The following is a 24,101-nucleotide window of genomic DNA, read 5'->3' as shown; positions in this document are numbered from 1 at the left end:
GGTGGCGCGAAGCGCCGGATGAGGGGTATCTCTCCGCGAATTCAGTATCGTAGGGTGAGCAAAGCGAAGCGTGCCCACCACTTCTCTGTTGCAGTGTTGGATCGATGGTGGGCACGGCGCCAGTGCGCCTTTGCCCACCTACGATTCCGGACTCGCGGACAGATACCCCTCACCCGTCGCGCCGCTATCGCGGCGAGCCACCCTCTCCCACAAGGGGAGAGGGTAAAGCGCCCGCCTCCGCCAATCTAAAGCGCAGCGTGAACTCCGCGCCGCCGCCGGGAAGGTTCGCCACCGCCACCGTCGCGGCGTGATCGTCCGCGACGCCGCGCACGATCGAGAGCCCGAGGCCGGCGCCGTCGCTGCGCTGGCGGTCGGCGCGCCAGAAGCGCTGGAAGATCAAATCGCGCTCGGCTTCCGCGATGCCCGGGCCGCAATCGCGCACGCGCACCGAGCCGTCCTCGCCGACCTCGACGTCGACCGCGGTGTCCGTTGCAGTGAACTTGATGGCGTTTTCGGCGAGGTTGAAGATCGCGCGCTGGAGCATCTCGGCATTGCCGTGGATCAGCACCGGCGCATCGACGCCTTTCAGCGCGATGTCCTTGTGCTGGGCGAGCGCGAACGGCGCGATCGAACCGACCACCTCGGTGCAGACGGCGCGCAAATCGGCGGTCTCGCCGGGATCGAGCACCAGGGTGTCGAGCTCGGCGATCTCCAGCAGCTGGGCGACGATGCGGCTCATGCTCTCGATGTCGGCGTGCAGCGCCTCTCTTGCCGCGCCATCATGCAGCGTCTCGATCCGCGTGCGCAGGATCGTGAGCGGCGTGCGCAGTTGATGCGCGGCATCCGCGGTGAACTGGCGCTGCACCCGGAAGCCGTCCTCGAGGCGGTCCAGCGCCTGGTTCACAGCGGTAACGAGCGGCATGATCTCGCGCGGGATCTGCTCCGTCGGCAGACGGATGTCGGTGCGTGCCGGACCGATATTGCTGGCTTCCTCCGAGGCCTTCCACAGCGGCGCGATCGCGCGGCGGAAGATGATGATGTCGGTGGCGAGCAGGACCAGCAGGATGGGGATGGTGATCCAGCCCACCCGCCGGAAGAAGTTCGAGATGATGTCGTCGATGATGACATCGCGATGCGAAAGGTCCTCGGCGACGCGGATGCGCACCGTCTTGCCCTCGATGACGCGCGTCACGCCGGCGCCGGAAATCGTTTCGGACAGCGGCGGCGCCGGTGTCGCGGCGCCCGCCTTGCGGCGGGATGAGAACAGCACACGGCCGTCCTCGTCGCGGATGTCGTAGAGGTAGCGGCCGTAGGCTTCCGAATAGAGACCTCGCAGGCTGTCCGGCAGAATGAACGTCAAGGTGCCATCCGCCTGCGGGACGATGCGCTCGGCGAGCACCTCGGCCTGGGCGCGCATGGCGTCGCGATGGAGCTGGTCGACCTCCGAGTTGAGCAGCCAGAACAGCACCAGCGGCAGGAAGATCGCAACCACCGCAACGGCCACGATGTGCAGGAACACGATGCGCCAGATCAGCGATTTGAACGTCGGCGATCTGCCATAGGCGCTCGCGGCGGCCACGCTATTTCTCCTCGGCCATCAGGTAGCCGACGCCGCGGATGGTGTGGATCACGACCCTGGCGCCATGCTCGGCGAGCTGCTTGCGCAGCCGCGAGACGTAGACCTCGACCGCGTTGGAGGCGACCTCGCCTTCGAGACCGAAAATGTGGTCCTCGACGTTCTTCTTCGGCACCACCCGCCCCTGCCGGCGCAGCAGGATCTCCAGCACCGAGGTCTCGCGCGCGGAGATGATCCGCGGCTGGTCGTCGACGAAGATCTGGCGGCTCTCGGTGTCGTAGACGAGGTTGGCCAGATGCAGCGAGCGGCCGAGCAGCTGGCCCGGCCGGCGCAGGATCGCCTCCAGCCGCGCCACCAGCTCCTCCATCGCGAACGGCTTTGCGAGATAGTCGTCGGCGCCGCTGCGCAGGCCGCTCACGCGATCCTGCAGGCCGCCGCGCGCCGTCAGCACCAGCACCGGCAGCGGCTCCATCTGCCGGCGCAACTCGCGCAGCACCGACAGGCCGTCGCCATCAGGGAGGCCGAGATCGAGGATCATCGCGGCGTAGCTGACGCTGCTGACCGCCTCGCGCGCCTCGGCCGCGCTGCCGACGATGTCGCTCTCATAGCCGGCCGCCGACAGACCGGCGGCCACGAGCCGCGACAGCTCGGCATTGTCCTCGACGATCAGAAGGCGCATCGCATTTCCTGCCGGATGGTCCGGTGTCACGGCACGGCTCGCGCCGCATCCGTGCTCTCTTCCCCCATTCGTCCGGTTTCGGCCAGCGAAAAAGCACCGGGCAGGCCGACCTCGAAGGTCCCGTCAGGTTCATGTAAGCCGATCCGGCGCGAGCCCGGGATGCGAGGGCGGCGGATGGATCCCGCTAGGGAGCATCCGCGGCGCGCGCGAACGGATTGCCATACACGGAATAGGCGAGCCAGGTCAGTTCCTTCCGGTTCTTGGCGGCCTCGCGCGCGGCGCGGACGGCATCGACCAGCGCATCTCCCTGCTTGAGCGAACGATAGAACGCCTCGGCAAAGCTGTAGGCCAGCTTGTCGTCGACCGACCAGAGCGCGCCGACCAGCGCGCCGGCGCCGCGCTCGGAATACGGCCGCAGGAAGGCGTCGACGAAGCCGGCGACACCTCCGCCGATGCCGCGCCCGGCGCGCCCGGTCTGACAGGCGTTGATGAAGACCATCGGATTCGGCCCGCTCTCGGCGAAGCGGGCATACGCCTTGACCTGATCCGCCGAGAGCGAGTCCTGGGCAAAATTGCCGTCGACCTTGGTGCCCGTCATCAACAGGTCGGCCGTCATCACCGCGCGCTGTGCGGCCTCGCCATGGCAGGCAAAGTGCAGGACGTCGCAGTCCTTCGCATCCTTCTGCAGGAAGCTGGTCACGGCGATGCTCTCGGCCGTCACCTCGCGCGGGCTGCCGAAGAGCTTGGCCAGCATCTGACGTTCGGCATCGGCGCCTTCGAGCTGCAGGCCGGGATCGACATAGGCCGGGATCACGCAGTTGACGCGATCATTGCGCATGGCGAGTTGCGGACCAGGCCACGGCGTGCTGTGCAGCCAGCGCACCAGCCCCCATTCCGCGAGAAAACCCTTCCCGTCCGGTCCGGACTTCCGGTCGTTGATGTAGAGCAGCTCCCAGGGAATGAACGGCTCCTCCGAGATGACCTGGATCGCGCGGATCGCGTCGCGGTGGGTCCACAACGCCTCGCGCACCTTGTCCGGCAGCAACTCGTTTGCCATGACGATTCCGTTGGCCTGCAGGCGCGACAGGAACTGGTCATACAAGCGGTTCGTTGCGAGCCACGCGCTCTCGATGCCCTTGAAGATCTCCGCGACATAGACATCGCGGGAGAAGCCGCCCGGAAGCGTGCGCGATTCCGAAACCGCGATGTTCGGGTCGACGCAGGCCAGATCGAAACGCAGCGTCACCTTGCCGCTCTCGACGATCTCGTAGATCCGCAGCACCGCCGGCTCGTCCGGATGTGCCGCCATGGCCAGTCCAGCCTGGCTCCGGCGCAGGGTCTTGCTGTCGGCATCGACGAACACGGGCGCCAGGGTAAATGACGCGAGAATGCGCGGGCCCTGCCTTGCTTCGACCAGGATGTCGGCGGCGCCTTCCGCGGCGCCCTCCACGACGAAGCGGAGCGACTCCGCCCGCTGATCCCGCGGCAGGTCGATCTCGGCGCTGGTGTCGCCGATGACCCGGCAATTCTTGCGCGCGATGACCTCGACGACGATCGCGCGTGCCGTATCGACGTTGACCGGTGCATCCAGCGCGGCCGAAGCCGGGCTCTGCGCGGCCTGAATCTTCTCGCGGGAGACCGTGACGAACAGCGGGACCGGCTTCTTCGGCGGCGGATGAGACTCGATCTCCGCCGCAAAATAGCAGGCCGCGGTTCGTGAATCGGGCGACGTCGATACCGGGGGTGGCGTGTCACCTGCGGCAGGCGCCTGCTGCGGTCTGGCTGGCCTCGCCGAAGGAGCGGAGCGGGATCGCGTCCGTCGCAATGTGAGCGTGTCCGACATGGGGCCGGATCCCGGGCTTTCCCATTCGCGCGCAGCCACACCGGATTCAAGCGGACTTTCGACAATGGAGCCCACTCCCCGCCTCGATCGTCGCGGCGGCGGCTGCTGCAGCTCGATCTGCACCGGGGCTCTCTCGGGACGAGCTGCGCCAAGACCCAGCCACTCGCTCAATTTCGCGGGCACGATGTCGGTCGCGAAATACGTGGTATGAAACACGTCGTCCGTATCGCCGAAAGCAAACGTCGCGTCCTTCGCAAGGCGTGGGCCACGGGTCCCGAACGACGTCATCGACGCCGTATCCACCACCAGATCGTTGTCGAGCTGGAACAGCCGATTTGTCACGCGATCGGCAACGAACTCGGCGAACTCCTTGGTCACGCCCTTGTCGGGCGCGATCTGCGCGACGAAATTCGACGTGATCGCATGATAGGCTGCGAGCCCGTCGAGAGGACCGGCCGCGCCGTTCAGTTCCTTGACGAGATCGCTTGTCGGGCGCATCGCGGCAAGTCCGGGCACCCGGCCCTCGTCGATGGCGACTTCGGAGAACGCCTGGACGAAACGGCCAACGGTCTTGATCCCCTGCGACACGATGGGACTCAGCGCCGCGCCTCCTGCGAGGAATGACACCGCGCGGACGCCGGCCATGATCCCGTTGGTGTAGAGGTCGATCATCGCCGCCCAGTTCTCGGGCTCGGCCAGATGCGTTCCGGCATTGGTGCAGCCGACAAAGACGGCCTTGCCGAGCCGGATGTCGGGCCGCTTCTCCGCGAGCAGATTTTCGGCCACGCGATAGACCAGTCCGCCGCGACTGTGGATGACAGCGTCGATCGAGGAATTCTTGGGGATTCCGAGCGCCTGCAGCGCGGCAACAAGAGCGGCCGCGTTCTCTGCCGGTGCGACTGTCAGGGTCTTGTGATCGAAGCCGAGGACGGCGTCGTAATGCGCGCCGGCCTTCGACAGGAACGTCTTCCCGCTGTCGGAGCCAGCGAGCTGCGCGAAGCCGCTCGCCGTCGACGAGAACGTGCCGTGCACCATGAGCAGGATCTTCAGCGGGCGATCCTGCGGCAGTCGGGGCCGCGCCGATCGTGCCGGCGTCCATGCTGCCGGATCGGACCCGGCCATCACCACGATGCCCTCTTCCTTGTCCCCCTCGATGTAGTCGGTCGCCACGTCGATCGCCGTTCTGGCGGCGAACTTCAGCACATAGGCACGGACCGGATCGATCAGCTTGTCGGACACCCAGTCGAGGACGGGACCGCGCTTGCCGCTGGCGGGGACGATGCCGCGCGGCGAACCCCTCGCCCCAGCCGTCAGCGGAAATACCAGAACCTGTCCAGCTCCGCGCCGCCTTGACGGTTGGCCCGCCGCTTGCGGATAGGTCCAGGCATAGACGCCGCCTGCGCCCTCGATCAGGACCAGCGCCCGTTCAGACGGGTCGACTTCGACCTCGATCTGCGTCGGCGTCGATGCGTCCCGTCGCAGCGCACGCGTTCCCGGGCGCGTCGGCACCATCTCGACCTCGGCCGCGATGGTGAAGTCGGACGCCAACGCTCCCCTCAGCTGATCGGCGCCATCGATCTGGCTGGCAGTGCCCCGGCGAAATCCGCGGCGAACGGGACCGTCCTGAACGATCCTGATTTCGACATCGTCGGGACTGCGAACCACGATCCCGTTCGCTACTTCGAGTTCAGCCATGACTTCGCCCCTCTCCAGACGATCTGCTTCGTCGCGTCCTCATATGGCGCACGGGCTTGCGAGCCCGGCATGAAATCAAGATCTGAGCTGCGTGCTCGGCTGAGACGCCGGTGCCGCCCATTCGAGCCGATTGCCATCAAGCGCCGACGATTTCCGGATCAGCTTGTTGGCCTCGATGTAGGCTTCCGCGGTCGACGGCACGAGATAACCCATGACGAAGCCGAGCACGCCGAACAGAGCGACGATGAACCCGTATTGCAGCCAGGAGATGTACGGCATGTTCAGGCCAAAATGCCTGCTCACCAATGTGAAGCCGATGAGAAGACAGAGCATGGTAGAGGCCATGACCACCGCATGGGTCGCGCCATCCCTCAGCCTTGCTTCGTGATAGTCCAGTCGATCGGCCCGGAGCCGCACGTCGAGAAGAATGCTCAGGACCATCGTATTGACCAGGAAGACCAGGGACACCAGCGAGCTTGCCGCAAGCGGATGACCGCTGGCCAGCCAGCCGGGCGCGATCGGGATCGTGCTGTAGGTGATCCAGAGCACGGCGTTGCCGATCAGATAGGATAGCCCCCCGAACACCACGTAGGAGCGCCAGGGCAAGGCGTATAGCGAGGGGCGCGCGAAATTCGTCGAGGCCTTCGGATAGATCGCAAAGAAGATCGAGATCGTCAGGGCTACCGCATGTGCGGCGGAGGAGAGCCCTCCGGTCAGCGAGCCGACTTCATAGTTCTTCGACAGGTTCATGAAGAGCAGCGGCAAGACGGAGACCACGAAGTCGAGCACGAAGATGATCACCAGGGGGGCAAACGGCAGCGGCTGGGGGAGAACAGTGTGATATCCGAAGCTGGAAATCAGCTCGATCCGGGAGTCGCGCCTGTCGACGACCGACAGCGTCGCCTCGGCCAATCGACGCTGGTAGGCGACGCGCAGATCCTCGCATTCCTCCGCGATGAAATCGGAAATCTCGAGCACCAGCTCCATCGCGTCCACGTCCGACACCGTGATGTCCTCCGTCAGCAGGAGCGCACGGGCCGAGCGTCGCAGCATGCGCCGATATTGCTTTTCCATCTCGTCGAAGGCGGCTTTCCGGGCCCGGAAAAACCTGTCGAACCGCTTGTTCTCGCGCAGCGCGACAAAACTGGTGTGGAGGGAAGCGACCTGCTTGATCATGGTTGCCGCGCCGACGGCGAGCACGTCGTTGTCGTCATTGAGCGCCTTCTCGATCAGCCCGGCGGGAACGCCGTAGCCTTCGAGCTCGCGCTGCAACTCGGGCCTTGCCCGCTCCGTCACGCTGATCGGCGACCGCGCGATGGCCACGATGACCGTCTCCACGGCCTGCGGGTAGCGGGCCAGCGTCTGCATCATGGTCCGCAGGAAATCGATCACCCAACCGAGCAGCGGCAGGTGGGGCGCCAGCACCATGAAGGCGATCGTCGCAGGTATCGCAACGAGCGGTTCGAGTCCGCGGGACAGCAGGATCGCGACGAAGAAATAGAACACCACCGCGATCATGACGTAGCCAAAGACCGCAAAATAATAGCGATCGCGCATCACGGCATAGCGAATGTCCGAGATTTCGAAGGGCGCGTGAAAGTCGATCGCGCTGACGACGCAGATCGCAATCGCACCGAGGCAGAGAGCTACGATCGACGGGTCAACGCCTTGCATGGATGAAAACTCACTCCGATCCGGCCCGGTCCACGAAAATTTCCCCGTCGAGGCCGCGCATGTACAGAACCGGCGAAATCCATTCGGCGAATTGCCGCGCCTTCAATTCGGCCCGGGTATGCGCAAGCGCCGCCTGAATCGAAACGCTTTCCGCCAGATAGGTGTAGAAGGTGTCGGCGAAGGCCAGACCCATATTGTCGCTGATCTCGAACTGCATGGCGATCACGGCGGGCACGCCTCCCTGAATGAGCTCGGCGGCGGTGCTCGAGAACAGCGAGCCGGGTTCGCCCTGGGCACCGCTGCAGGAGTTCAGGACGACGAGGCTCGGCGTCTGACCGGGCTGAGTCAGAAACGCTTTCAGCATGTCGGCATAGAGCCTGATCCCCTTCGACCCGCCCTCCTCCTGCACCACGATGAAGCCCATCTGCCGCTCGGGATCGTGGCCGCCATGCCCGATGAAGTGAAACAGGTCCCACCGCTTGCCCTCATCCCCCCTCAGGAAGCGGCGGTTGAGATCCCGGGCCTTCGCCGAGGGTATCCACGACAGTTTCAGCCGCTTGCCGTCGTTCAGCTCGCTCAGCGCCTTCTTGATCGCGACCTGCTCGGCATCGACCTCGATCTCGTCCAGCGGGAATCCGTTCAACACCTTGACCCGTGCGGCCATGCCCAGCACCCGTATCGGCCTTGCCGCGGCCACCCTGCGCTCCTCGGCATAGTCGTCGACGGCACGCGTGAATGGCGTGCTCTGGGACGTCGTCACGTAGAAGCGGTTCTTCTTGTCGTACATCGTCTCCCAGGGCACGTAGGCGAGCGTGGGATCGGTGACCCGCAAACGGATCAGGAACGGCTGATCGACCTTTCGCGCCGCCTGGGAACATTCCTGATAGAGCTCGAGGATCTTGCGCTGAAAGATGAACTCGAAGAGTTGCGATCCGACCTCCTGCACGATCCGCTCGTCCGATCCCGAGGTCAGACTTCCCGCGGCATCACGGAAAGCGGGTCTTGCTTCATCACCGCCATTTGCCGCGACCGCATCGTTTCGCGGGCGCAATGCTACGTCGGCGTTGCGCGCGGCAGCGCATTGGAGAATGGCCTCCTGCAACGGCCTCAGATTCTGACGAAAGCTCGGCTTGAGCTTCTCGACTTCAATCTCGCGGCTCGATGAATTGTATTCCGCGACGATGCGGCAATGACTTTCGCCACTATCTTCAATGGTCAGATTGAAAACGACTTTCGCCACGACGCAACCCTCAGCCGCGCAACAGCCGGCGCAAAATCCTCACGCCTACTCAAAGTCTATGCCGGACAGAAAAGCGCGCAACGGGCGAAACGAGCCGGCGCTGTTCTCCGCATCCGCGGTGCCGGCATCCTGCCGGTCTGTTTTCCGTCCAGGACGCTCACCATCGATGGTGGGCGCCCGCTTGAAATCCAATCGAATGATCGTCCAAACGACGCGGAACCGGAGTTCAGGCCTGCCGCTCCGAGCTTCGCGGCTGGCGCACCCATCGCGGCCATCGGCGCAGAGCGGAAGCTTGCCGGCTCCCGAGCTTTTCTAGAGCCAATTCTCCGGGGCGAATGTGAGCCGCTTCACACCTCCCGGTTTATTGATCCCGCCCGTGGTTTGGAGCGTGTTAGTTGCAGGCTACGCCATCGGAAGCTGCACGCCTGTCAGCTCGCCCAGTCTGGCGATAAGCGCGTCCTGGAATGTCGGGTCGGACGCCTCAGCGGCCGGCGGCTCCTGCCGCAGGTGATGCCAGTAGCGGCCGCTGACCATCGCGGCCGGCTCCTCGCTCACGGCGAGCCAGGACTGTGTCCGCTGTCCGGTGTCGAGATCCACGGGGGCGCCCGCACCGCCCATTCTGGTGCGCACCCAACCGGGATCGACCGCATTGCAGAGGACGTTCGGCCAGCGCCGCGCCAGCGCGTAAGCCAGCGCGACCGCGTGCAGCTTGCTTTCGGCATAGGCCTTCCCCGCATCCCAGCTTCGCTGGGTCCAGTCGAGGTCGCGCAATGAGCCCTCGCCGCCGCGATGCAGGCCGCTGCTGAGATAGACGAGCCGCTTCGGCCGCGCGATCAGGGCCGTCAGCATGTACGGCGCCAGCGTGTTGATCGCCAGCGTGCCGGCATGTCCCTCCGCGGTCGGGCCGCGGCTCCGCTCGGTATAGACGCCGGCATTGTGGATGATCGCATCCATGCGTCCGATCGCGTTGACCTGGTCCGCGATGCCTTTCGTCTCGACGGCGCTCCTGAGGTCGCCGACCACGATCCCCGCGGCATGCGAGGCGAAGTCCGCGACCGCCGCGGCGCGCTCGGCCGAGCGCGCGTGCAGCACCACGCGGTGTCCCTGATCGAGCAGCGATTGCGCCGCTGCCCGGCCAAGACCATCCGTGCTGCCGGTGATGAAGACGATCGCCATGCGCTGCTCCCTGGGTCTTCGCAGAACGCAAGCTCGACGTGGCTTCTCCGCGAGCTATGCCCTGCGATATTGTTCGTCGCTGACCTTCTCCATCCAGTCAACGGTTTTGCCGCCGAGGGCTTCCTGGATGGCGATGTGCGTCATCGCTGTCGTCGGCGAGGCTCCGTGCCAGTGCTTCAGTCCCGGCGGAAACCACACGACGTCGCCGGGCCGGATCTCTTCGACCGGGCCGCCCTCCCGCTGCACCCAGCCGAGCCCGGCGGTGACGATCAGGGTCTGGCCGAGCGGATGCGTGTGCCAGGCGGTTCGGGCACCCGGTTCAAATGTCACCTGACCGGCCGCCACGCGCGCGGGATCGGGCGCCTGGAACAGCGGATCGATGCGAACCGTTCCGGTGAACCAGTCGGTAGGACCCTTCTGAGAGGGGCGCGATCCGTTTCTTTTGATGTCGATGTCCATGTGGGCTTCCTTCTGTGCTGTGGCCGCAAGCGCGTGGCGAACTCCGATCGCAGCGACGGCGCCGCCGATCAGCGCCTCCCTGCGTGTGACGTGAGGCATGGTCCGGCTTCCCTCAGTGCGGACGTTTCTCGATGACGTCCTTGACGACCGGCGCCGCGGAGAACGCGTTGGGCCAGCCGGCGTAGAAGGCGAGATGCCCGAGCACCTCGCCGGCCTCCTCACGTGTCAACCCGTTATCCATCGCCCGGTTCAAATGATAGGTGATCTGCGCGACCTGGCCGGTCGCGATCAGCGCGCTCACGGTGACCAGGCTGCGGTCGCGCGGCGCCAGCGCCGGCCGCAGCCACAGATCCCTGAACAGCACGTCGGTCGTGTATTGCACGAGGCTCGGCGTGATCTGCCCGAACTGGTCGCCGACACGGCTCGCGCGCTGGTTCTCCGCGGCTTCGTCGAGCGGAAGCTGCGGTCCCGAGGCCGGCGGCAGTTGATCGGCGCCGACGTTGCGGCTCCTGAACGCATCCCGCGCCGCCGGGATCGCCCCCATCGCATTCGCCCAGCCGGTGTAGAAGGCCAGATGCGTGATGATCTCGGAGATCTCGGACGGCTTCACGCCGCTGTCGAGCGCGAGACCGAGATAGGTCGGCAGCTCCACCGTCTGGTTGCGGGCAATGAGAGCCGCGACGGTGACGATGCTGCGGTCCCGGACCGAGAGGCCCGGCCGCTTCCAGAGATCGTCCTTGAGAACCTTCTGCGCAAAGCTTTCGAGCGCGGGCGCGACGGCGCGGATGTCTTCGGGCTTCGACATAAGATGGGCTCCTTGTACCTCGCTGGCGGCGGCCACGTCGCCGGCGCACAGGCAGAACGAAAACAGGGTGACTGCGAGCAGCTTCATCGCTCGGATCCTTCCAATGTTGAGGGGTGCGCGATCAGCCACCAGGCGACGAGTGCGGCACAGAGCACGGTCATGGCGCTGACGAGAAACACGGTGTTGAGGCGCGCGCCGGTCGCGATCAGTCCGAGCGCAGGGCTTGCGAGCCCTTGCGCGAGGTCCAGGAAGGCGGTGTAGGCGCCCATGGCGAGGCCGCGGCTCTGCGCGGGAACGCGGCGTACGGCTTCGACGCCGAAGCCGGGATACACCAGCGAGAAGCCGAAGCCGGTCAGCGCCGCGCCGGCGAGCGCCATTTCGGGTCGGGCGGCGAGCCAGATCAGCGCCTGCCCGACCGCTTCGATCAGCGCGCAGACCAGCGCGACCTTTGCGCCGCCGACTGCGTCAGCCACGTGACTGAAGAACGCCCGTGCCAGGATGAACGCGACCGCGTAGGCGCTGTAGGCGAGCCAGCCGCTCGCCCATCCACGGTGCGCGAACAGCAAGGCGACGAACGTCGTCACCGCACCGAACCCGACGCTGCCGAGTGCCGAGCCGAAACCCGGCGCCCACACCGATCCGACCACCTGAACGAACGAGAGACGCGCCTGGTGCACCGGCGCAATTGCGGGAAGCGGCGCGACGAGCAGCAGTGTCAGCAGCGGCGCCACCGCCGTCGCGGTCGCGATCGCGGCAAATCCATAGGCAGCGTAGAGCGCGGAGCCTGCGGGCGCGCCGATCGCGAAGGCCGCGAACATCCCTGACCCCACCCAGGCGATCACCTTGCCTGTGCTGCGGCTGTCGGCAAGTGCAAGCCCCCAACTCACCGCAGCGGTGATGATGAAGCTCTCGGCCGCGCCCAACAACGCGCGCCCGAGCAGAAGTATCGCGACCGAGATCAGCGGCGCGTGGGTCAATCCCAGCGAAGCCAGATACAGCAGTCCGGACACCGCGGCCGCAAGCAGACCGGCGACCACGCCGCGCTTGGCTCCGCTTCTGTCCGAAAAGTGGCCCGCCCATGGCCGCGACACCAGCGAGGCCGCAAACTGACTGCCGGCGACGAGGCCGACCACGAAGGTGCCGAAGCCCAGCCCATCATGGACGTGAAGCGGAAGCACGGGCATCGCAACGCCGATGACGAGGAAGGCCACGAAGACCACGCCCATGATCGGCAGCAAGGCTGCAGCCCCGCCAGGGCCCGCGACCGGCTCCTGCATCGTTGTTGCCGACATGCCTCTCTCGGTTCCTGCTTCGTTGGTCTGATGGCTGAGCCGAACCTAGAGCTTCCGCGCTTCCCCGATTAGGTGATAGATTTCGAATGCAGTCATTAGCTGGGCTAATTAATGAACCGGGACGATGCGGGCGATCTCCTCGCCTTCCTTGCAGTGGCGCGCGAACGCAGCTTCACGCGTGCAGCGGCAAAGCTCGGCATGACGCAGTCTGCGCTCAGCCAGATCATCCGGAACCTGGAGGAGCGGCTCGGCATGCGGCTGCTCAACCGGACGACGCGGAGCGTCACACCGACCCAGGCCGGAGAACGCCTGTTTGCAAGCATCGCTCCCAAATTCAGCGAGATGGACGCCGACCTCGCCGCGCTCAGCGAGCTCAGGGAGAAACCGGCCGGGACCGTGCGGTTGACCGCGACCGAATACGCCGCCGCCGAAATCGTGCTGCCCGCACTGGCCAGGCTCCTCCCGAAATACCCCGACATCCATGTCGAGATCGTCATCGACTACGGTCTCACCAACATCGTGGCGCAGCAGGTCGATGCGGGCATTCGACCCGGTGAGCTCGTGGCCAGGGACATGATCGCGGTACGCGTCAGTCCCGACCTTCGCATGGCCGTGGTCGGTTCGCCCTCCTACTTCGCCGCACGCAAGCGCCCGAGGATTCCGCAGGATCTGACGCACCACAACTGCCTCAACCTGCGCCTGCCGACCCATGGCGGCAGCCTGTATGCGTGGGAGTTCGAGAAAGGCGGCCGCGAGCTGAATGTGCGCGTCGACGGACAGCTCGTCTTCAACAGCGCCGGCCTTCTGCTCGACGGAGCGCTCAAGGGCCTGGGCCTCGCCTACCTCACGGAAGGACACGTGCAGCCCTACCTGTCCAGCGGCAAGCTTGTCAGGGTGCTATCGGACTGGTGTCCGCCGTTCTCGGGCTATCATCTGTACTATCCGAGCCGCCGCCAACCCTCGCCGGCCTTTTCGCTCCTGGTCGAGGCACTCAGGTATCGCCGGAAATAGCAGGTGCTCGCATGGCCTTCGCCAAAAGGTCTTGCGGGCCTCCTATAGCGGACCTCTCGCTCCGTCCCTCGAAATAGGCGCAAAGCAGGGTCGTGTCTTTTTGGGCGATGGCTTTCCGGAAGAATTGGCACCTGAAATGTCGGTCCTTCCCCTCGCCCCTCTCGATCAGGAACATGCATCCGGTACAAACGTCGGCATGATGGCGGCGCTTGCCAACGTCGAACCCGACCAGGACGCGGCGAAGCGTGTCGAGCAGCTGAGATCGATCGATGACATCAAGTGCCACAAGCCGGTCTCGCAGAGCGTTCATCGGATCATGATCGAGGAATCTCTCGCCTGCTCCCGTAAGACAGAGCGCGATCGAACGCTTGTCCTCTGCAACTGGCTTGCGGACCATCAATCCCTTGCTCTGCAGCACGGCGGCAATCTGCGATGCGGCGCTGCGGGTCGTGCCCAGAAAGCTGGCAAGAGCGCTCGGCGTCCTCGAAAACCTGTTTGCGCGGGCAAGATAGCGCAAGGCCATCCATTCACGATCGCTCAGACCCGAAACACTGCCCTCAAAAATCCAGCTGTCGGCCGATCGGACCAGGAGCTGTAAAATCTCAATTGCCATTGTCACTGATAAGTCCCCAGGCAACGGCCGTCCTGGCATCTCGATCCGGAATCGAGACGCCGCCGTATTCGATGAAGGTTGAATTCCCGTCGGGACTTGTTGGGTCCGGTATACCGTCCCTTGAAGCCGGAACGGCGGTGGTGGTACCGCCGCAACCTCAGCCCGATCGCAGGATTCCGATAGCCTGATCGTTCCGCAAAAGGAACACCGAAAAAATACGTACCGCACTCACGTTGAGATAGGCATCAAGTATCGAGCACTCGAACAGGTTGGGAGGCCTGTGGCGCCACGTCACCCTCTGCTAGCGTCATCCCCGAACCGCTGTTCTAGGTTGACTCGATGTGGTGCTCCCGAAATGCCGCTCTGAGTTGAGCCAGCTCCTCGTGTGTCGCCCCTCGCGCTGCGTCGCCGCGACTTGTTGGCAAATCCATGTAGACGATCGGCTGATCGAACTGGCTCGCCGTGAAGTCGTGCCGCTTGCCTTCGATCCAATTATAGAAATGGTCGCCTGCCGGCAGCGGCGTCTTCAGCAAGTCACCGCCAAAGAGTTCGTGGATCAGCAGTGACGTGACGTTGCATTGCCCCGCGGCCGGATTGTCCGCCGTCCATTGGCTGGCCGTCGACAGCGACCAAGCCTTGCGCAACGCGCGTTGAATCTCATCGGGATCGAAGAACATGGTCATCGCCGGGATCAGCGCCGAGGCAAATTTCGGATTATTCGATTATCGCTTTCTACCACTGTTTTGCCCGACGAGTCAAAACGGCCCCAGCAATCCAGTATCTTTCCGCGGAGGGACTCTGGATTGCTTCGCTGCGCTCGCAATGACGATGGGAGGCAGAGGCGCGCCAAACGATGACGTCTATCCGGTCACCGTCAGGCAAAAAGCGCCGCGTCGGAGCCGGCTGCTCCAGAATTGCTCAGTCCCGCTGATTTGCCTAACATGTCAGACGACTAGCCGCATCCACTGAGCAACCTGGCCTGAGCCCGCCTCTACTGTGCATGGGGTTGTTTTCGATATTTTTTTTGTTTGGCCCTTCGGACGCGCCGCAAAGAAAAAGCCCGGCCTCTTCTCGAGGCCGGGCTTTCCGGTCTTGCGACCAGCTCGAACGATCAGCCGCGGGTGCGCGAGCGGATCATGAAGCTGTCGTAGGTGTATTCGGCGACCTGCCACCACAGATATTCGTCGGAGCGGTAAGCCTGCATGGCGTCGATCGACTTCTTGAAGTCGGCGTTCTTGGCCGAGGTCTCCGCCCACAATTCATTGGTCGACTTGAGACAGGCTTCCAGCACCTCGTTGGTGAAGGGACGAAGCTGGGTGCCGCCGGCAACCAGACGCTTCAGCGCCGCCGGATTCTGCATGTCGTAGCGCGCGGCCATCCAGCTGTTGGCATTGGCCGCCGCGTTGGTGAGGATCGCCTGGTAGTTCTTCGGGAGCGAGTTCCACTTTTCCAGATTGGTGAAGGCATGGACCATCGGACCGCCTTCCCAGAAACCCGGATAATAGTAGTACTTGGCAACCTTGGCGAAGCCGAGCTTCTCGTCATCGTAGGGGCCGACCCACTCGGCGGCGTCGATGGTGCCCTTTTCAAGGGCCGGATAGATGTCGCCGCCGGCGAGCTGCTGCGGCACCACGCCCACCTTCTGCAGCACCTGGCCGGCGATGCCGCCGATGCGCATCTTCAGGCCCGAGAGGTCGGCGACGGTCTTGATCTCCTTGCGGAACCAGCCGCCCATCTGGGTGCCGGTGTTGCCGCAGGCGAAGCCGATCACGTTCGACTTCTTGAAGAACTCATTGCCGAGCTCCTGGCCACCGCCCTGGTACCACCAGGAGTTCTGCTGGCGGGCGTTGAGGCCGAACGGCACCGAGGCGTAGATCGCCCAGGTCGGGTCCTTGCCGACGTAGTAGTACGAGACGGTGTGGCACATCTCGACCGTGCCGTTCGAGGTCGCGTCGAGCGCCTGGAGGCCGGGGACGACTTCGCCGGCGGCGAACACCTGGATCTGGAACTTGTTGTCGGTCATCTCGGCGACGTACTTCGCCAGCTGCTCGCCGCCGCCATAGATGGTGTCGAGCGACTTCGGGAAGCTCGACGTCAGGCGCCACTTGATCTCGGGCGAGGACTGCGCGATCGCCGGCGAGGCCACCGCGGCGGTCGCCGCCGCGCCTGCTGCCGACACTTTGAGAAAATCACGACGCTTCATCTTCAGGTCTCTCCTTGCTGGGGCGTTTCCCCTTAACTTCTCTTTTGCCGCCGCTCATTCCGGCGACGCGTTCGGGCCGCGTCGAACCGAAGGGGCTTGACTGCCGTGGGCCTTTAACACGGACGGGCCGCTTTCGGAACGCGACAATGGCATGACGGGGCTCTACGAAAGTCGCATGCCCCGACGCCTGCTTCAGGCCGCGGCGATGACGCCCTTGAGCTGGTCGCGGACCTGGCCCGCAATGGCGCGGTAGATCGCCGCATGGGGACCGTCCGGCTCGCTGTCGACGACGGGATTGCCGGCGTCCGACGTGGCGCGAATCGCCATGTGGAGGGGGATCTCGCCGAGGAACGGCACTCCAAGCTTTTCGGCCTCGTGCCGCGCCCCGCCATGGCCGAAGATGTCGGATTTCGTGCCACAATGCGGACACTGGAAATAGCTCATGTTCTCGACGATCCCGAGCACGGGCACGTTGACCTTCCTGAACATCGCAAGCCCGCGCCGGGCGTCGATCAGGGACAGGTCCTGCGGCGTCGAGACGATCACGGCGCCCTTCAGCGGCACGTTCTGCGCCAGCGTGAGCTGGGCATCGCCGGTGCCCGGCGGCATGTCGACCACGAGCACGTCGAGCTGGCCCCATGCAACGTCGCGCAGCATCTGCGTCACCGCCGACATCACCATCGGCCCGCGCCAGATCATCGCGGTCTCCTCTTCCACCAGGAAGCCGATCGACATGATGGCAAGGCCGAAGCGCCGCAGCGGAATCATCTTGCGCTCGCCGTCCAGCTCCGGCTTGTTGCGCAGGCCGGTCAGCCGCGGCACCGAGGGGCCGTAGATGTCGGCATCGAGCAGCCCGACCTTGAGGCCGAGGTCGCGCAGGCCGAGCGCGAGGTTGAGCGCGGTGGTCGACTTGCCGACGCCGCCCTTGCCCGAGGCGACCGCGATCACCGCGGCGACGCCGGGGATTTCCGACTGCCGCGCCATCGGCGATTGGGCGCCGCCCTGCGGCGGCGGCTTGTGGGCATGGATCGGCTGCACGCCCGGCGCGCCGCGGCTCGGCTGTGGTGGCGGCGGAGGCGCCGAGCCCGCCTTGCGTTCGGCGGTCAGCGCCACCATCACGGTGGTGACGCCGGGAAGGCTGCGCACCGCGGCCTCGGCCTCGGCCCTGATAGGCTCCCAGGCCCGCGCCTCGGCGGCATCGACATTGATCGAGAAGAACACCTTGCCGTCGGAGGCGCTGATCGGGCTCAGCACATTGGCATTGGTGAGCGCAACCCCGCGCGGCGACTTGATCCGGGCGAGGCTGTCGAGAACCTGTTGCTGCGTCACGCTCAAAGCGCATCTCCCAAACGGGGCATGATCCCGTCAGATCAGGCCCAAGGCTTCAGGATGCCCCATTAGAGCGGAAACGACCAAAAGGCTACTGCCTGCCGATATCGTCAGCCATCTCGGCGGGCGCGGCGCCCTGCTCCAGGGCCGCCTCGTAGTTCAGCTCGATCATGACCCCGTTGGGGTCGTGGACGAAGATCTGCCAGAGGTCGCCGCCGGGCACCTGGCGGGAGTCGAACTTCATCCCCTTGGACGTCAGCCGCTGCTTCATGCCGTCGAACCCGCGACTGACGAAGGCGACATGGTGGACAACGCCGGAATCCGGCTTTTGTGGCTCCGAGGTCAGCGAAATATCGACGAGGTGCACCACCGCCTTGCCCTCGCTGTACATCCAGGCCCCCGGGAAGGCGAAATTCGGCCGGGGGCCTTTTTCCAGACCCAGCACATCCTCGTAGAAGCGGACCGTCTCGGCCAGATTCCGGGTCCTTATGTTGAAATGATCGAGGACGCCAACGCTCACGCCGCCCAAGCCCGATGCCATGTTTCGCTCCCTTGTTTTGAAGTTCTTGAGGTCCGCCATCCTAGCACAGGAGGGCGCCAAACGAAGCCGTTGCCCTCCGCCCCTAAGGGTTTATGGTGCGCCCGATCCGCTCCAGGGCGGAACCCCGAAGATGCCGCCTGGGCGCCCCCCGCCCGGCTACAACCGTAAAACCCAAACTACGGACAAGGTACCACAATGGCTAAAGTCGCTTTCCTCGGTCTCGGCGTGATGGGCTTCCCCATGGCCGGACACCTCGTGAAAAAAGGGGGCCATGAGGTCACCGTCTACAACCGCACCGCGGCCAAGGCGAAGGAATGGGCGGACAAGTTCGGCGGCAAGACCGCGGCCACCCCGAAGGCCGCCGCCGAGGGCCAGGATTTCGTGATGTGCTGCGTCGGCAACGACAATGACCTGCGCTCGGTCACGATCGGCGCCGATGGCGCGTTCGCCGGCATGAAGAAGGGCGCAACCTTCGTCGACCACACCACCGCCTCCGCCGAGGTCGCGCGCGAGCTCGATGCGGCTGCGACCAAGGCCGGCTTCAAGTTCATCGACGCACCCGTGTCAGGCGGCCAGGCCGGCGCCGAGAACGGCGTGCTGACGGTGATGTGCGGCGGCGCCGAGGATGTCTATGCCGGCGTCGAGCCGATCATCACGGGCGCCTATGCACGGATGTGCAAGCTGCTCGGGCCCGCCGGCTCGGGTCAGCTGACCAAGATGGTCAACCAGATCTGCATCGCAGGCCTCGTCCAGGGTCTCTCCGAAGGCATCCATTTCGCCAAGAAGAGCGGCCTCGACGTCGCCGCCGTGATCGAGACCATCTCCAAGGGCGCCGCGCAGTCCTGGCAGATGGAGAACCGCTACAAGACCATGAACGAGAACAAGTACGATTTCGGCTTCGCGGTCGAATGGATGCGCAAGGACCTCTCGATCGCGCTCGCCGAAGCCCGCCGCAACGGCGCCAATCTGCCGGTGACCGCACTGGTCGATCAGTTCTACGCCGAGGTCGAGAAGATGGGCGGCAAGCGCTGGGATACGTCGAGCCTGCTCGCGCGCCTCAATCGCTGATACCTGACGATCTGAAACGACCTTGCTGATCGCGATCGCCGCCATCTTCGTTCTTGCCTATGCGGCGATCGCGCTCGAGCACCCGCTTCGCGTCAACAAGAGCGCCACAGCGCTGCTCGGCGCGGGGCTATTGTGGACGATCTACGCGGTCGCGACCGGCGACCACGCGCTGGTCAGCCGCCAGCTCGACGAGTCCGTCGGCTCCACCGCGCAGATCGTCTTCTTCCTGATCGGCGCCATGACGATCGTCGAGGTGATCGATGCCCATGACGGCTTCGAGGTCATCACCTCCCTGATCCGCACCACGCGCCAGGTCACGCTGATCTGGCTGATCGGCTTCGTCACGTTCTTCCTCAGCGCGATCCTGGACAATCTGACGACCACCATCGTCATGATCTCGCTGATCCAGAAGCTGATCGCCCGCCGCGACGACCGCCTGCTGTTCGCCTCCCTCATCGTCATTGCCGCCAATGCCGGCGGCGCCTGGACCGTGATCGGCGACGTCACCACGACCATGCTGTGGATCGGCGGGCAGATCTCGCCGCTCAAGATCATGAGCGCGGTGTTCCTGCCCTCGCTGCTCAATCTGCTGGTGCCGCTCGCCTTCATCAGCTTCTCACTTCGAGGCAAGACCATCGCACCGCCGCCAAAGGACAACGGGCTGCTGGCCGTCGACCGGTTCGAGCGCAACCTGATGTTCTATCTCGGACTCGGCACGCTGATCGCGGTGCCGGCCTTCAAGGCGGTCACGCACCTGGCGCCGTTCATGGGCATCCTGTTCGGGCTCGGCGTGCTCTGGCTGGTCGGCGAGATCGTGCATCGCCACAAGGAGGAGCACGTGCGCCAGCCTCTCACGCTGGTGCACGCGCTGGCGCGGATCGACATGAGCTCGATCGTGTTCTTCGTCGGCATCCTGCTCGCGGTCGCCTGCCTCGAGCACGCCGGCCTGCTGTCGATGCTGGCGCGCTGGCTGGAGACCGCGATCGGCCGCCAGGACGTCATCGTGATCGTACTTGGCCTGCTCAGCGCCGTCATCGACAACGTGCCGCTGGTCGCCGCGACCATGGGCATGTACGACCTCGCGCACTATCCGCCGGACAGCTTCATCTGGGAGTTCATCGCCTATTGCGCCGGCACTGGCGGCTCGATCCTGATCATCGGCTCGGCCGCGGGGGTTGCCGCCATGGGCCTCGAGCGGATCGAGTTCCTCTGGTACGCCCGCCGCATCGCCGGCCCCGCGCTGGCGGGCTATCTGGCGGGCGCGGTGGTATACATCGCCCAGCATGCGGCCCTGCATTGACGGTGCCGGCCGGCTCCAAAATTAACGCCGGGTTAACGTAATTCTTTAGCTCCTTAAGTCACCTCTTAAGGATTTCTTGCCAGAGATAGAGAATGCAGAAGGCCCGCGCCCGGCGCGGGCAGGAATCGTTGTTGTTCGATGAGTAACCCCGCTGAAAAGCCTGAGGTAGTGCAGCTTCCGGCCGAGCCGGTGAGCGCTCCATCGGCGAGCAGCCGAAGGGCTGCGGCGCAGCGGGTGCGCGAGGCGCGCGATAAGTTAACGTCGACCAGCGGAACCCGGCCGGCCTTCGACGCCGAGATGCTGCGCCAATATGCCCAGACGCGGTTATCGGCCTCCTATGTCGTGATGCTGCTGGTGGTCGCGACCGGCGTACTCTTCGGCCTGTGGATGCAGCCGATCCCGGCCGCGCTCTGGACCGCCGGCATGCTCTGCATCCACGGTGCGATGATCCGCAGCTGCCGGCGTTTCCTGGTCGAGCCCGCCTCGCCCGCGGCCACGCGCGCCTGGCGCACCCGCTTCGTCGTGCTCGACCTGCTCTATGGCCTGTGCTGGATGGCGATCCTGATCCATCCCGTGCTCGACATGGTGACGGAAACGCTGATGATGTTCCTGATGCTGCTGGTGATCGCGGTATCGAGCATGCTGGCCGCGAACCTGCCGATCGCCGCCCTCGCCGCCACCGCGCCGGTCGCGGTTGCGATGGCGCTGAGCTTCGCGATGACCGGCTCGCTGGACAATTACATCCTGGCCGCGCTCGCGATTGCGGCCGAAGGCTATTTCGTGCTGCTGGCGCACCGCCTGCACTCCTCGACCTTCGCGACGCTCGAAGCGCGGGCCGAGAAGGACGCGCTGATCGGCGAGCTGGAACAAGCCAAGGCGATCTCGGACGAGGCGCGCCACCGCGCCGAATCCGCCAACGTCGCCAAGTCGCGCTTCCTCGCGCAGATGAGCCACGAGCTGCGCACGCCGCTGAACGCCATCCTCGGTTTCTCCGAGGTGATGAAGAGCGAGATCTTCGGCGCGCATGCGGTGCCGGTCTACAAGGAGTACTCGGCCGACATCCATAATTCCGGCGTGCACCTGCTCAACCTCATCAATGAGATCCTCGATCTGTCGCGGATCGAGGCGGGCCGCTACGAGCTCAACGAGGAAGCGGTGTCGCTGGTCGGCATCGTCGCCGACTGCCATCATTTGATGAAGCTGCGCGCCTCCAGCCGCGGCATCACCATCCACGAGGTGTTCGAGCAGGCCATGCCGCGGCTCTGGGCCGACGAGCGCGCGATCCGCCAGGTCGTGCTCAACCTGCTCTCCAACTCGATCAAGTTCACCCCGCAAGGCGGTGAGATCTGGCTCAAGGCCGGCTGGACTGCGTCGGGCGGACAATATCTCTCGGTGAAGGATACCGGCTCGGGCATCCCGGAGGACGAGATCCCGGTCGTGCTCGCCTCCTTCGGCCAGGGCTCCAACTCGATCAAGTCGGCCGAACAGGGCGCCGGCCTCGGCCTGCCGATCGCCAAGAACCTGATCGACCTGCATGGCGGCACATTCACGCTGAAATCGAAGCTGCGCATCGGCACCGAGGTGATCGTCACCTTCCCGCCGGAGCGCGTGATGAGCGCGCTGGCGCCGCTGTCGGACGATTCTCCGCCGCTGCAGCCCGAAGGGTCCGTCGTCCCCGACGAGAAACGCCGGCCGCGCCACAAGCCGATCATGAGCGCAGGCACGGGCTCGTAACCAGATGCTTGCAGACATGCCCGACAATCCTCCACTATGTCCGAATGAGCAAAGAAACGCCGTGCGTCGCCGTCTGCATGATCGATCCCAGGACCAAGCTGTGCTTCGGCTGCGGCCGCACCTTGCCGGAGATCGCGCGCTGGCACGCCATGGAAAGCGCGGAACGGCTCTCGGTCATGGCACTGTTGCCGGCACGCATGGCGGACGCCGGTTTGCAGCCGATCGCGGGATCTCCGAAACGCACCTGACCGGCCTGAGCGGTTGCGGCGGAGGTGCGCGATGATCCGCTTCCTCCTCGTCCTCGTCATGCTCGCCGGCACAGCGGGAGCCGTCGTCGCCTACGGCGACCCCGATCAGATCGCGCGCGCGAGCCACAAGGTCTCGCACATCTTCCGCGGACAGACCGCCACCCCGCCCCCCGCCGTGCAGATCCCGCGCGGCCAGGGCGGCGAATTCGCGCTGCGCGCGAAGATCAACGGCGTCGCCGCACCGATGGTGATCGACACCGGCGCCACCTCCGTGGTGCTGACCTGGGAAACGGCGAAAGCGATCGGGCTGCCGCTCGAAATGCTCGAATACGACGTCGACCTGGAGACCGCAGGCGGCCACACCAAGGCGGCACGGCTCACGCTCGATCGTCTCGCCGTCGGCCATCTCGTCGAGAAATCGGTGCCGGCCCTCGTCGTGCAGCGCGGCCAGATGAAGACCAATCTGCTCGGCATGAGCTTCCTCGACCGCCTGGAGAGCTGGGGCGTGCGCGCCGACAAGCTGATGCTCACCGGCTATCCCGAGCTGCAGAGCGGCCACCGCCGCCCGCGCATGGCGGTGGACTAGGACATCACGATCGCCGCGAACGCTCCTCGAAGATATAGCCGAGAAAGTTCATTAGCACCTGCGCCGCGAGAATGCTCGTCACGCCGGCAGGATCGTAGGCGGGAGCGACCTCAACGAGGTCGATCCCGACGACATCGCCTCGCTTCGTCAGGCCCTGAAGGATCTCCATCACATCGTAATATTGAAAGCCGCCGTGGCTCGGCGTTCCCGTCCCTGGTGCGATCGAGGGATCGAAGCCGTCGATGTCGATCGTCACATAGTAGCGGGCGCCGTGCGGAATCCGGTCCAGGACGCCCTCGGCGCCGAGCTTGCGTGCCTGGCGGACCGAGAGGATGGTCGAGCCGCGCGCGCGCGCATCCTCATAACCTTCTCGGGCGGTCGACGACACGTTGCGGATGCCGATCTGGGTCAGGCCGGTGACATGGTCCTGCTCGGCGGCGCGGCGCATGGGATTGCCATGGCCCTCGCGCACGCCGTGCCTCACGTCGACGAAATCGAGATGCGCATCGATCTGGACGACATGGATCGGGCCATGGCCGCTGAAGGCCCTGACGCAGGGAATGTTGACGGCGTGATCGCCGCCGAGGACCACGGGCAGCGCGCCGCGTTCGAGGATCTTCCGGACGGCTGCTTCGGCGTTGGCATGGCTCCTTGCCGTGTCGGTGTGGACGATGTCGACGTCCCCGACATCGACGATGCGCACCTTGTCGAGCGGCAGATAGGTGATGTCGTCCTCGTGATCATAGGCGCCGCCATGGCCGAAGGAGAAAAGCGTCGAGGCTTCGCGGATCGCGCGCGGCCCGAACCTCGCGCCGGAGCGGTATTGCGTGCCCATGTCGAAGGGCACGCCGAGCACGGCGACATCGGCGTCGAGCTTGTCCCACTCGAGGCAGACGGGCCGCTTGCCGAAGGTACAATGCCCGACAAATGGCAGGTCCAGTCTGCCGCCCTCATACCCGTGTGCCATGTATCCTCCGATCGGCGAATTGTCAGCTCTGGCAGAAGCAGATTCCGTTCCAGTTGACATGA

General features: G+C 65.2%; 21 protein-coding genes. 6 read left to right on the top strand and 15 right to left on the bottom strand.

Going from position 1 to position 24,101, the window contains the following annotated elements:
* Positions 1-184 precede the first annotated feature (184 nt).
* The 9 genes from JQ603_RS09710 to JQ603_RS09670 all read right to left on the bottom strand — a co-directional run bounded on the left by JQ603_RS09710 (position 185) and on the right by JQ603_RS09670 (position 12,439).
* Positions 185-1,579, bottom strand: coding sequence for an ATP-binding protein (locus tag JQ603_RS09710; RefSeq protein ID WP_212338751.1), 1,395 nt, complete (start codon positions 1,577-1,579; stop codon positions 185-187).
* Between the two features lies 1 nt (position 1,580).
* Positions 1,581-2,255 carry a response regulator transcription factor gene (locus JQ603_RS09705; RefSeq protein WP_130371747.1) on the bottom strand — a complete coding sequence of 225 codons (675 nt, stop codon included), beginning with the start codon at positions 2,253-2,255 and terminating at the stop codon, positions 1,581-1,583.
* Positions 2,256-2,439: 184 nt separating this feature from the next.
* Positions 2,440-5,793 (bottom strand): DUF7379 domain-containing protein, encoded by a 3,354-nt coding sequence (locus JQ603_RS09700; RefSeq protein WP_212338748.1) that lies wholly within the window; start codon positions 5,791-5,793, stop codon positions 2,440-2,442.
* 75 nt (positions 5,794-5,868) lie between these two features.
* Positions 5,869-7,467 (bottom strand): hypothetical protein, encoded by a 1,599-nt coding sequence (locus tag JQ603_RS09695; protein WP_212338745.1) that lies wholly within the window; start codon positions 7,465-7,467, stop codon positions 5,869-5,871.
* A 10-nt stretch (positions 7,468-7,477) separates the two neighbouring features.
* Positions 7,478-8,707 carry a CHAT domain-containing protein gene (locus JQ603_RS09690; protein WP_212338742.1) on the bottom strand — a complete coding sequence of 410 codons (1,230 nt, stop codon included), beginning with the start codon at positions 8,705-8,707 and terminating at the stop codon, positions 7,478-7,480.
* A gap of 402 nt (positions 8,708-9,109) precedes the next feature.
* Positions 9,110-9,883 (bottom strand): SDR family NAD(P)-dependent oxidoreductase, encoded by a 774-nt coding sequence (locus tag JQ603_RS09685; RefSeq protein WP_212338740.1) that lies wholly within the window; start codon positions 9,881-9,883, stop codon positions 9,110-9,112.
* Between the two features lie 54 nt (positions 9,884-9,937).
* Positions 9,938-10,336 (bottom strand): (R)-mandelonitrile lyase, encoded by a 399-nt coding sequence (locus JQ603_RS09680; RefSeq protein WP_212339965.1) that lies wholly within the window; start codon positions 10,334-10,336, stop codon positions 9,938-9,940.
* A gap of 118 nt (positions 10,337-10,454) precedes the next feature.
* Complete coding sequence (locus JQ603_RS09675) at positions 10,455-11,234, bottom strand: carboxymuconolactone decarboxylase family protein (RefSeq protein ID WP_212338739.1); 780 nt, start codon at positions 11,232-11,234, stop codon at positions 10,455-10,457.
* Positions 11,231-12,439, bottom strand: a complete 1,209-nt coding sequence (locus tag JQ603_RS09670) for an arabinose transporter (RefSeq protein WP_212338738.1) — start codon at positions 12,437-12,439, stop codon at positions 11,231-11,233. The genes JQ603_RS09675 and JQ603_RS09670 overlap by 4 nt, the downstream gene beginning before the upstream one ends.
* Positions 12,440-12,550: 111 nt before the next feature.
* Here JQ603_RS09670 and JQ603_RS09665 point away from each other — a divergent pair, with 111 nt between their 5' ends.
* Positions 12,551-13,450 carry a LysR family transcriptional regulator gene (locus JQ603_RS09665; RefSeq protein ID WP_212338737.1) on the top strand — a complete coding sequence of 300 codons (900 nt, stop codon included), beginning with the start codon at positions 12,551-12,553 and terminating at the stop codon, positions 13,448-13,450.
* Here the strand turns inward: JQ603_RS09665 and JQ603_RS09660 are convergent.
* From JQ603_RS09660 to JQ603_RS09640, 5 genes are all read right to left on the bottom strand, one after another.
* Positions 13,431-14,063, bottom strand: a complete 633-nt coding sequence (locus JQ603_RS09660) for a MarR family winged helix-turn-helix transcriptional regulator (RefSeq protein ID WP_212338736.1) — start codon at positions 14,061-14,063, stop codon at positions 13,431-13,433. The two genes, JQ603_RS09665 and JQ603_RS09660, sit on opposite strands and share 20 nt — an antisense overlap.
* A gap of 326 nt (positions 14,064-14,389) precedes the next feature.
* Complete coding sequence (locus JQ603_RS09655) at positions 14,390-14,746, bottom strand: YunG family protein (RefSeq protein ID WP_433996635.1); 357 nt, start codon at positions 14,744-14,746, stop codon at positions 14,390-14,392.
* A 428-nt stretch (positions 14,747-15,174) separates the two neighbouring features.
* Positions 15,175-16,266: a TRAP transporter substrate-binding protein gene (locus JQ603_RS09650; RefSeq protein ID WP_212338735.1), complete on the bottom strand. Its 1,092-nt coding sequence runs from the start codon at positions 16,264-16,266 to the stop codon at positions 15,175-15,177.
* A gap of 192 nt (positions 16,267-16,458) precedes the next feature.
* Entirely contained in the window at positions 16,459-17,601 is a 1,143-nt protein-coding gene (locus JQ603_RS09645) for an Mrp/NBP35 family ATP-binding protein (RefSeq protein ID WP_212338732.1), read from the bottom strand.
* Between the two features lie 85 nt (positions 17,602-17,686).
* Positions 17,687-18,136: a VOC family protein gene (locus JQ603_RS09640; protein ID WP_245003531.1), complete on the bottom strand. Its 450-nt coding sequence runs from the start codon at positions 18,134-18,136 to the stop codon at positions 17,687-17,689.
* A gap of 195 nt (positions 18,137-18,331) precedes the next feature.
* On the opposite strand from JQ603_RS09640, the gene JQ603_RS09635 reads away from it, so the two are divergent.
* From JQ603_RS09635 to JQ603_RS09615, 5 genes are all read left to right on the top strand, one after another.
* Positions 18,332-19,204: an NAD(P)-dependent oxidoreductase gene (locus JQ603_RS09635; RefSeq protein WP_212338729.1), complete on the top strand. Its 873-nt coding sequence runs from the start codon at positions 18,332-18,334 to the stop codon at positions 19,202-19,204.
* 22 nt (positions 19,205-19,226) lie between these two features.
* Entirely contained in the window at positions 19,227-20,504 is a 1,278-nt protein-coding gene (nhaD, locus tag JQ603_RS09630; protein ID WP_212338726.1) for a sodium:proton antiporter NhaD, read from the top strand.
* A gap of 138 nt (positions 20,505-20,642) precedes the next feature.
* Positions 20,643-22,238 (top strand): sensor histidine kinase, encoded by a 1,596-nt coding sequence (locus tag JQ603_RS09625; protein WP_212338723.1) that lies wholly within the window; start codon positions 20,643-20,645, stop codon positions 22,236-22,238.
* A gap of 44 nt (positions 22,239-22,282) precedes the next feature.
* Positions 22,283-22,486 carry a DUF1289 domain-containing protein gene (locus JQ603_RS09620; RefSeq protein ID WP_212338721.1) on the top strand — a complete coding sequence of 68 codons (204 nt, stop codon included), beginning with the start codon at positions 22,283-22,285 and terminating at the stop codon, positions 22,484-22,486.
* A 31-nt stretch (positions 22,487-22,517) separates the two neighbouring features.
* On the top strand, positions 22,518-23,072 hold the full coding sequence (locus JQ603_RS09615; RefSeq protein WP_212338719.1) for a TIGR02281 family clan AA aspartic protease: 555 nt from the start codon (positions 22,518-22,520) through the stop codon (positions 23,070-23,072).
* Positions 23,073-23,076: 4 nt separating this feature from the next.
* On the opposite strand, the gene speB is transcribed toward JQ603_RS09615, so the two are convergent.
* Positions 23,077-24,039: an agmatinase gene (speB, locus tag JQ603_RS09610; RefSeq protein ID WP_212338712.1), complete on the bottom strand. Its 963-nt coding sequence runs from the start codon at positions 24,037-24,039 to the stop codon at positions 23,077-23,079.
* Positions 24,040-24,101 lie beyond the last annotated feature (62 nt).

The organism is Bradyrhizobium liaoningense, assembly GCF_018130825.1.
Classification (GTDB): Bacteria; Pseudomonadota; Alphaproteobacteria; order Rhizobiales; family Xanthobacteraceae; genus Bradyrhizobium; species Bradyrhizobium liaoningense_B.
The sequence above is the reverse complement of the archived record's forward strand: the minus strand, read 5'-3'. Positions and strand labels throughout refer to the sequence as shown.